The sequence below is a fragment of the Nocardioides sp. genome, from assembly GCF_014360585.1.
Taxonomy (GTDB): Bacteria; Actinomycetota; Actinomycetes; order Propionibacteriales; family Nocardioidaceae; genus Nocardioides.
The window spans coordinates 1-9,850 of record NZ_JACIXG010000130.1 but is presented as its reverse complement, the minus strand read 5'-3'; the positions used below and the strand labels follow the sequence as shown (position 1 = coordinate 9,850).

Sequence of the window (9,850 nt, the reverse complement as noted above, 5' to 3'; positions counted from 1 at the left end):
GGTCCGAGCTTGTGAATCACTCACAAGCTCGGACCCTCTGTCATAGCCCGTGCAGGAACCAGCGTCGCTGGTCATCACCACGCAGACGATCCTGCAAACGAGGGGTAACACGGCACGAGAACGTCGGTGCCGGACGACCGACCGCCCTATGTTCAGCCTTCCATCCCTTCTGTTCGAAAGAGGCCGGGCATGATCCGCCGTGCTGCCGTTGTCGTCACCGTCGTCGCCGCTATCGCCATCCCGACGGGGTTTGCGCTGAACTCCGCGAGTGCGGCCCCGTCCTGCGACGGGAAGGCCGCCACGATCGTCGGGACTGCGGGCGCCGACCGGCTCGTCGGCACCGCTGGCCCGGACGTCATCGTCGGTCGAGGCGGTGCCGACGTGATTCTCGGCAAGGCGGGGAACGACGTCGTGTGCGGTGGCGCAGGGGACGACACGATTAAGGGGAACCTCGGCAAGGATCGGATCTTCGGCGGACTCGGGGCGGACAAGATCGACAACTCGAACGGCCACGAGGGCGTCGACCGACTCTTCGGCGGCCCGGGTGACGACACCGTATTCGGGCAGACGGTAGGCGACGTCGTCTACGGCGGCGACGGACGCGACTGGATTCATCTGTGGGGCGGTGTAGGACACGGAGGTCCGGGGGCGGACGGAATCGGCGTCGCCAAGGGCAAGGCCTACGGTGGCACGGGCAACGACATGCTCGAGCCGTATGGCGACGGCGTTCGTCTCGTCGGGGGACCGGGTGCCGACACCCTCGTCATGGGAGTTGCCGACACCGGCGGCGCTCGCGTCGACCTCGCGGCCGGCACCGGGCGCACCCTGGCGATGCCCGGAACGACGGGCTACGGAGCGTACGAGTTCACCTTCGCCGACATCGAGAACTTCGACGGCACCGACTACCGCGACATCGTCTACGGAACGGCCGGGGCCAACGTGCTCGACGGTGACGGTGGCCGGGACACGGTCTACGGGCGCGCGGGCACCGACGCCTGTCGGGCCGAGGTCAAGTACGGCTGCGAGCGGCTGATCCCCTGACGCGCGTGGGGCTCCGCAAGCCGTGACTCGGGCGAGCCTAGGATGGTCACTGTGACTGCACAGAAGCTGGATGGCACCGCCACTCTCAAGACGATCAAGGCCGAGCTGGCCGACCGGGTGGAGAAGCTGAAGGCCGCGGGCGTGACGCCCGGCCTCGGCACCGTGCTGGTCGGCGACGACCCCGGCTCGCAGTGGTACGTCAACGCCAAGCACAAGGACTGCGCCGAGATCGGCATCGAGTCGATCCGCGTCGACCTGCCGGGCACCTCGACCCAGGCCGAGGTCGAGGCCGAGATCGACCGCCTCAACGCCGACCCGGCCTGCACCGGCTTCCTGGTGCAGCAGCCGACCGGCCTGGACGAGTTCGCGCTGCTCTCCCGCGTCGACCCGGACAAGGACGTCGACGGGCTGCACCCGTACAACCTCGGCAAGCTGGTCCTCGGCGAGGACGGTCCGCTGCCCTGCACCCCGGTGGGCTGCATCGAGCTGCTCCGCCGCCACGGCGTGGAGCTCAACGGCGCCGAGGTGGTCGTGGTCGGTCGTGGGCTCACCGTCGGCCGCCCGCTGGGTCTGCTGCTGACCCGCCGCAGCGAGAACGCCACGGTCACCCTGTGCCACACCGGCACCCGCGACCTCGCCGCCCACACCCGCAACGCTGACGTGGTGGTCGCCGCCGCGGGCGTGCCCGGCATCATCACGAAGGAGATGGTCAAGCCCGGCGCGGCGCTCTTGGACGTCGGCGTCTCTCGCGTCGACGGTAAGATCGCAGGAGACTTGGCCGAGGACGTGTGGGACGTGGCTGGTTGGGTGTCGCCGAACCCGGGTGGGGTGGGTCCGATGACACGGGCCATGCTGCTCTCCAATATCGTCCTCAACGCCGAGAAGGCTCTCGAAAGGCTCTGACCGTGTCCGTCCACCCCCCGCTCAGCAGCACACCGGCTACGCCGGAAGCTCCGGCCCCGGCGGCAGCGGCCGCTGAGCACGAGAAGACGGACCCCGAAGACGTACGCAGCTTCCCCTCGACCATCGGCGGGATCGTCTATCTCGGGGTGCTGACGGCGGCGCTCGCGGGCCTCGGTCTGGTCGGCTTCGGCCACTGGCGGGTGGGTATCATCGTCCTCGCCGCCGGGGTGGGAGCCGCGTCGTTGGCGCGTGCGGTGCTGCGTACGAAGGATGCCGGGATGCTGGCGGTGCGCAGCCGTTGGTTCGACGTGGTCCTGCTGGCGCTGGCCGCGGGTGCGCTGTGGATCCTTGCGGTGTCCGTCCCGGGCGACTAGGACGTTTCGCACAAAACCCAGGAAGGCCGCCCCGAGAGGGACGGCCTTCCTGGGTTTAGCGGATCACTGCTCGATCGGGACCCACTCCTGCTTGGCGTAGTCCCAGCGCCAGCCGTCCTGCTCGTAGACCGGCAGGTCGCCCTCGGTGGTCTGGGTCGGCTGCTGCCAGGCCTGCTGGCCGCCGTTGCCGCCGGTGCCGGCGCCGCCGGAGACGATGGTCCGGTCGCTGTTCTCGGGAGCCGGTGCCGTCGGGTCTGCGGCCGGGGAAGCGGGGGCCGCAGGGGTGGGAGCCGCCGGAGCGGCGGCCGCGGGGGCCACCGGGGCCGCAGTCTGAGCGTCCCACTGGAAGCTCTGTGCAGGGGCCATGCTGCCGCCGCCGAAGGCGAGGCCCGCGCCCACGATCTCGGAGCCGTCCTTGTTGAAGAGCATCGGGTAGACGAAGCCGGCGAGGGCACCGCCGAGGGCGGGGACGATCAGGAAGACCGGGAGGTTGATCAGCGCGTCGGTGCCGGAGAAGAGGGCGGGCCCGAAGGAACGGGCGGGGTTGACCGAGGTGCCGGTCAGCGGGATGCCGACGAAGTGGATCGCGGCCAGCGCGAGACCGATGGCCAGCGGCGCTGCGGTGGCGTTGGTCCCCGCACGCTTGTCGGTGACACCGAGGATGATGAAGACGAAGATGAAGGTGAGCACGAGCTCGACGAGGATCGCGCCGATGATTCCGGTGCCGGCTCCGTCGCCGAAGCGGTTGGCGCCGAGTCCGCCGTCGTTCCACGAGTTGTAGCCGGACGAGAGCGCGATGAGGAACAGCACGATCGCGCCGATGACGGCGCCGACGAACTGAGCTCCGATGTAGGCGCCCGCGTCCTTCCAGCCGATCCGGCCGGCCGAGGCCACGCCGAGGGTCACGGCCGGGTTGAAGTGGCCGCCGGAGATGCGACCGAAGGTGTAGGCACCGATCACGACGGCGATACCGAAGGCCAGGCCGACCGCGGCGACCTCGAGGCCCCAGGTCGCCTGTCCGGCGTGGGTGGCGCCGGCGACGACCGCGACGACTGAACCACAGCCGAGGAACACGAGAATGAATGTCCCGATGACCTCGGCTGCGAGTTTCTGGATGAAGGTCGGCTCAGCTGCCGACAGAGATTCCTCGGTCATGTCCCCTTAAACCCTTCAATGTCGGTTGACGTCGGTCAGAGCCTTCGATCCCGGAGAAGCTGGTCCGACCGGCGGGCAGACCCCTCAGGCATCAGCAGTCACCTGAACAACATGGAGGTGTTGACACACAGTAACTCTTTTGCGACGGCACATCGTGGTGCTTAGGTAGGGCGGGGCGGCGTCGCATCGGCAATCAGGTATCTTGACGTCAAGGCACTTTCCCGTATGCCCGGGTCCCCGACCTCAGTCAGCAGCACCGCAGACCGCAACTTGTCAGGAGTAGCCACACCAATGGCCGCACGAATCATCTACACCCACACCGACGAGGCGCCGCTGCTCGCGACGTACTCCTTCCTTCCGATCGTCTCGGCCTACGCGGCCAAGGCGGGCGTCGAGGTCGAGACGCGTGACATCTCCGTGGCCTCGCGCATCCTGGCGCAGTTCGGCCTCGCCGACGACGCGCTCGGCGAGCTCGGTGACCTGGCGAAGACGCCGGAAGCCAACATCGTCAAGCTGCCCAACATCTCCGCCTCCATCCCGCAGCTCAAGGCCGCTGTCAAGGAGCTGCAGACTCAGGGCTACGAGATCCCCGACTACCCCGAGGCGCCCAGCACGCCCGAGGAGGAGGAGATCCGGGCCAAGTACGACAAGGTCAAGGGCTCCGCGGTCAACCCGGTCCTGCGTGAGGGCAACTCCGACCGGCGTGCGCCGGGCTCGGTCAAGGAGTACGCCAAGGCCCACCCGCACACCAACAAGCCGTTCGGTGAGGGCTCGAAGACCGCTGTCGCCACTATGGGCGAGCACGACTTCAAGTCCAACGAGAAATCCGTGACGCTCGCTGCTGACGACACCCTCTCGATCGTTCACGAGTTGGCCGACGGCTCGACCGAGACGCTGCTGGCCGAGCTGCCCGTGCTCGCTGGTGAGATCGTCGACGCCACGAAGATGGAGGCCGCTCACCTGCACGCCTTCCTCGCCAACGCGATCGCGAAGGCGAAGTCGGATGACGTGCTGTTCTCGCTGCACCTCAAGGCGACGATGATGAAGGTCTCCGACCCGATCATCTTCGGCCACGTCGTGAAGGCCTTCTTCAAGGACGTCTTCGACAAGTACGGCGAGGACCTGGCCAAGGCCGGTCTCTCCGCCAACGACGGCCTCGGCTCCATCCTGCCGGGCCTTGACGCGCTGCCCAACGGCGCCGAGATCAAGGCGGCGTTCGAGTCGGCGCTGGCGAACGGCCCGAAGCTCTCCTACGTCAACTCCGACAAGGGCATCACCAACCTGCACGTGCCCTCCGACGTGATCATCGACGCCTCGATCCCGGCGCTGGTCCGTAACGGCGGCAAGCTCTGGGGTGCCGATGGCGGCGAGGACGACACCCTCGCGGTGATCCCGGACTCCTCCTACGCCGGCGTCTACCAGACCGTCATCGAGGACGTGAAGAAGAACGGCCCGCTCGACCCGGCCACGATCGGCACCGTCCCCAACGTGGGTCTGATGGCGCAGAAGGCCGAGGAGTACGGCTCCCACGACAAGACCTTCGAGATCGCCGCCGCCGGCACCGTACGCATCCTCAACAAGGCCGGCGACGTGCTGATCGAGCACGACGTCGAGGCCGGCGACATCTGGCGCGCCTGCCAGACCAAGGACATCCCGGTACGCGACTGGGTGAAGCTGGCCGTCAACCGCGCCCGCGACTCCAAGACCCCGGCCATCTTCTGGCTCGACGAGTCGCGCGCGCACGACGCGGAGCTGATCAAGAAGGTCGCCGCCTATCTGACGGAGCACGACACCGAGGGTCTCGAGATCAAGATCCTCGCGCCCGACCTGGCCACTGCTTACTCCCTCGAGCGCCTGCGCAACGGCGAGGACACGATCTCGGTCACCGGCAACGTGCTGCGCGACTACAACACCGACCTCTTCCCGATCCTCGAGGTCGGTACGTCGGCGAAGATGCTCTCCATCGTCCCGCTGATCGCCGGCGGCGGTCTGTTCGAGACCGGTGCGGGCGGCTCGGCGCCGAAGCACGTGCAGCAGCTGGTCGAGCAGGACTACCTCCGCTGGGACTCGCTGGGTGAGTTCTTCGCGCTGGTGCCCGCCTTCGAGAAGTACGCCGAGCAGGCCTCGGCCCCGGCGGCGAAGGTGCTCGCGACTGCGCTGGACCGGGCGACCGCGACGTTCCTCGAGAACGACCGCTCCCCGGGTCGCAAGCTCGGCACCACCGACAACCGCGGCTCGCACTTCTACCTCGGCCTCTACTGGGCCCAGGAGCTGGCGGCGCAGACCGAGGACACCGAGCTCGCCGCGGCGTTCAAGCCTCTCGCCGAGACGCTCGCCGCCAACGAGTCCAAGATCGTCGAGGAGCTCCTCGCGGTCCAGGGCAAGCCGGCCGACATCGGCGGCTACTACCTGCCCGACCCGGAGAAGGTCACCGCCGTGATGCGCCCGTCCGCGACGCTCAACGAGGCGATCGACTCTCTCTGAGGTCCATTCACCTCGCATCGGCCCGGCACGGACTCCGTGCCGGGCCGACGTGCATTCCGGACACCTTCCCGGCCAGCGTGACCTTGCTCTCCAAAACTTTCTTCTGATTCCTATAGGTGCAGGTCAGGGTTGTGTTCGTCGTCGAGGAGCGGCGGAAAACCTTTAGGTGAGTGTCGGTGGTCACGAATACCGTGATCCTCTGATGACTGCGACGCTCTCGACTCCGCCCGCGCCCACCTCGGGCAAGGCTCTCGGAGTCCCCGCCAGCCCTGTCGACCCGAGCCGGCAGGTCGACTGGCGACGCCTCAAAGGGCCGGTGACGCTTGCGGCGCTGATCGCCCTCGCGGTCGCCATGGTGGCGCAGTCGATCGGCACCGTCGTGGCCGGCCGGCTGGCCGAGAACCCGACCGCCAGCCTGGTCGGGTGGCTGGCGCTGTGCGTGATCGGCGCCTCGCTGATCGACTCGACGGCGAAGATCGGCTGGGTCGGGGTCGCCGACCGGGTCGAGGGCAAGCTGCGTGAGGACGTCCTCCAGGCTGCCATGCGACAGCCGCTCTCCGAGCTGAGCGAGCAGGCGGTCGGGGAGATCCTCGACCGCGTCGACGACGACTCCCACGAGGTCGGCAACCTGCTGCGCTGGCAGTTCTGGATGCTGTTCCGCTCGATCTTCGCGGCGCTGCCGATGTGGATCGTGGCCAGCTTCACCTGGTGGCCGGCGGCGTTCCTGTTCCCGTTGCTCGCGGCGGTGACCTGGTTCGTCATCCGCCGCCTGCTGGGCGAGATCTCTCGGCTCAAGGTCATCGAGGAGGCGTCCTGGACCGATCATGCCGCCGCGCTCGAGGAGGGCATCGCGGGGCGTGACGACCTGCGTACGAGCCTGGGCCAGGAGCACGTGGTCGGCCGGGTCGCGAGGCTCTCGGCCATCGTCCACGAGAAGTTCCGCGCCGTGGTCACGGTCGAGGCGAAGGTCGGCCGGCGCGCCGGTATCCTGCTGCACTCCCTGCTGGCCGGTATCGGTCTCGCCGGCGTGGCACTCGCTGCGAACGACCGGCTCGGGATCAGCGCGCTGGTGACGTTGTTCCTGGTCACGAGCACGTTCGTCGGCCAGATCGCGATGCTCGCCAACCACCTCCCCGACATCCAGGCAGGTCTGGGTGCGGTCATCCGGCTGCGCCAGATGATGGCCTCGGAGCCGGAGCCCGAAGGCGGGGCGCCGGTGCCCGACGGAGGAGCGCTGGAGGTCGACCTGCGCGACCTGACCTTCTCCTACGCCGAGGGCACCTTCGCTCTCCAGGGCATCTCGCTCACCGTGCCCGCGGGCGACACCATCGCTCTGGTCGGCCGCACCGGCTCGGGCAAGTCGACGCTCGCCTCACTGCTCTCCCGGGCGGTCGAGCCGCCGCGCGGCTCGGTCTTCCTGGGCGGCGTGGACGTGCGCGATCTCGATCTGCAGCAGCTGCGGGCCTCCGTAGGCGTGGTGACGCAGCGTACGGAGATCCTGGCCGGCACGCTCGCCGAGAACATCTCGCTCTTCGACGACCTGCGTCCGCGCGAGGACATCGAGCGGGCGGTCGCCCGGCTCGGACTCTCCGAGTGGGTCGCGGGTCTTCCGGACGGTCTCGACACCCTGCTCGGCCCCGGTGGCACGTCGCTGTCGGCGGGGGAGGAGCAGCTGGTCGCCTTCGCCCGGCTGCTGGTGCGCGACGTGCGCGTCGTCGTCCTCGACGAGGCGACCGCACGGATGGACCCGCTCACCGAGCGCCGGGTCGTCGCGGCCGCCGACCGGTTGCTGACGGGGCGCACGGGCATCCTGATCGCCCACCGGCTCTCCACGATCGAGCGGGCACCGCACGTCGCTGTGCTCGACCACGGCCGGGTGATCCAGCACGGTCTGCGGGCTTCGTTGGCGACCGCGCCGGGTCCGTTCCACGACCTGCTCGAGGCCAGCCGCACCGACCACCACGGCTCACCCTCGCCGGACGTCAAGCCTGTCGATCACTCCACCCTCGACCATGTCGCGGAGGGAAACGTGGGCGGCAAGCGCCGCTCGGGCCTGCCGCCGGAGATCGCCGAGGTCGGCAACGGACCGTCCCTCGCCCGAGGGATCCTGCACGCTCTGTTCATCCGCCCCGAATGGGGTGTCGCGGGCGCGCTGCTCTTCCTGTTCGCCTCGATGACCGGCGCGCAGGGCGCCTTCACCGGCCTTCTGTGGGGTCTGATCGTCGAGTCGCTGCAGGACGGCGGCACTCCGACGGTGATGTCGGGCCTGCTGGTGATCAGCCTGCTGGCCGCGCCGCTGATGCTCGCCGACGCCTTCTACCGCTACCCACGCTGGTGGATCGAGGTCATGCTGCGGGCGCGGATGGCCGTCCTCTACGGCCAGACCAGCCAGCACCGTCTCACGCGCACCCCGCCGGGTGAGGTCGTCGCGCGGTCGATGGACGCGGACCGGTACGCCCGCTACGCCGACCGCTGGGTCGACTTCGTCAACGGCCTCGTGATCGCGACGATCACCGCGCTGCTCGCCGGCACCGCGCTCGCCGGAGCCGTGCTCCTGGTCGTCATGATCGCCTCCGCGCTGGCCTCCGCGGTCGGTCGACCGATCGCAGGTCGCTCGGCCTCGGCCTCCTCCGCTGCTCGCGCCCGGTTCGGCCGCGCGGTGGTCTCCGCTCTGGAGTCCGTACGCACCGTGAAGCTGGCCGCGGCCACCCCGCAGGTCCACGCTCACCTGCAGCACGTGGACTCCGGCCGGGTCGACGCCGCGGTGAAGGAGCACCGGGTGCAGGCGTTCCTCGACGGCGTACCTGCGCTCATGGTGCAGTGCGGCGTCGTGGCTGCCTGGGCGATCTACTTCGGCGGCGGCTGGGGTCTGGCCACCGCGCTGCTGGTGGCCAACGCGGTCTCAGGCTTCGACTGGTTCGGCCGGGTGGCCGGCATGGTCGTCACCGAGGCTCCTGGCACCCGGGCGTGGCAGAAGGAGACCAGCCGCTTCTCCGGCGGCCGTGACCTGATGGAGCTGCCGCCGGGCGTCGACCTGGTCTCCGGTGCGGCTCCGAGCCCGGGCCCGGTCGAGCAGATTCCGCTCCAGTCGCTGGAGCTCTCGGCCCTGTCGGCGGTCCACGACGACGGCACCATCGGCGTCTCGGACGTCTCGCTCACCATCTCGCGCGGCGAGCTGGTCCTGCTCGTGGGCCAGGTCGGCTCCGGCAAGTCCTCCCTGCTGGCGTCGATGGCCGGCCTCATCGAGCACACCGGCACGATCCGGTGGAACGACGAGCTGGTCGAGGACCCCCAGTCCTTCCTGAGGCCTGGCCAGGTCGCGTACGTCGCCCAGGTGCCGCGGGTGCTCTCCGGCACCTTCTCCGACAACATCCGCCTGGGCCACGACCGGCCGTTCGACAACCCGGTCGCCGACGCGCGGCTCGAGCTCGACGTCAAGGAGGCCGGCGGTGCGGACGCCATTGTCGGTCACCGCGGCGTACGCCTCTCCGGGGGACAGGTCCAGCGACTCGCCCTGGCGCGGGCGCTGGCCGCAGAGACCGAGCTGCTCCTGGCCGACGACGTCTCCAGCGCGCTCGACGCGGCCACCGAGATCGAGCTCTGGCGGGCGCTCCGCGACCGGCACACCACGGTCATCGGAGCCACCTCGAAGCGGGCCGCTCTCGCCCAGGCCGACCGCGTCGTCGTCATGGTGAACGGCGAGGTCGCGGCGGTCGGCCCCTGGTCCGAGCTCGCTCCGTCCTGGTCCCACCTGGCCGGCTGATCCACCCCGCCGAATCTGCAGTTCTGGCGATCGAATAGTGAGTTGTGGGCGACGAAACGACCGTTTCGTCACCCACAACTGCGGTCTCGGCCGCCAAAGGTGCACTCTCGACGGGAGGTCAGTACACGAC

6 protein-coding genes are annotated in these 9,850 nt (G+C 69.3%); 5 read left to right on the top strand and 1 reads right to left on the bottom strand.

Annotated features, from left to right (window positions below; genetic code table 11):
- Window positions 1-189 precede the first annotated feature (189 nt).
- The 3 genes from H5T77_RS24855 to H5T77_RS24845 are packed head-to-tail and all read left to right on the top strand — an operon-like array spanning window position 190 to window position 2,318.
- Window positions 190-1,041, top strand: coding sequence for a calcium-binding protein (locus H5T77_RS24855; RefSeq protein ID WP_292653291.1), 852 nt, complete (start codon window positions 190-192; stop codon window positions 1,039-1,041).
- 51 nt (window positions 1,042-1,092) lie between these two features.
- On the top strand, window positions 1,093-1,944 hold the full coding sequence (locus tag H5T77_RS24850; protein WP_292653290.1) for a bifunctional methylenetetrahydrofolate dehydrogenase/methenyltetrahydrofolate cyclohydrolase: 852 nt from the start codon (window positions 1,093-1,095) through the stop codon (window positions 1,942-1,944).
- A 2-nt stretch (window positions 1,945-1,946) separates the two neighbouring features.
- Window positions 1,947-2,318 carry a DUF3017 domain-containing protein gene (locus tag H5T77_RS24845; protein ID WP_292653289.1) on the top strand — a complete coding sequence of 124 codons (372 nt, stop codon included), beginning with the start codon at window positions 1,947-1,949 and terminating at the stop codon, window positions 2,316-2,318.
- A 63-nt stretch (window positions 2,319-2,381) separates the two neighbouring features.
- Here the strand turns inward: H5T77_RS24845 and H5T77_RS24840 are convergent, their stop codons facing one another.
- Window positions 2,382-3,473 carry an MIP/aquaporin family protein gene (locus tag H5T77_RS24840; protein WP_292653288.1) on the bottom strand — a complete coding sequence of 364 codons (1,092 nt, stop codon included), beginning with the start codon at window positions 3,471-3,473 and terminating at the stop codon, window positions 2,382-2,384.
- Window positions 3,474-3,764: 291 nt separating this feature from the next.
- Here H5T77_RS24840 and H5T77_RS24835 point away from each other — a divergent pair, with 291 nt between their 5' ends.
- Window positions 3,765-5,957 (top strand): NADP-dependent isocitrate dehydrogenase, encoded by a 2,193-nt coding sequence (locus H5T77_RS24835; RefSeq protein ID WP_292653287.1) that lies wholly within the window; start codon window positions 3,765-3,767, stop codon window positions 5,955-5,957.
- Between the two features lie 202 nt (window positions 5,958-6,159).
- Entirely contained in the window at window positions 6,160-9,720 is a 3,561-nt protein-coding gene (locus H5T77_RS24830; RefSeq protein ID WP_292653286.1) for an ATP-binding cassette domain-containing protein, read from the top strand.
- Window positions 9,721-9,850: the final 130 nt, after the last annotated feature.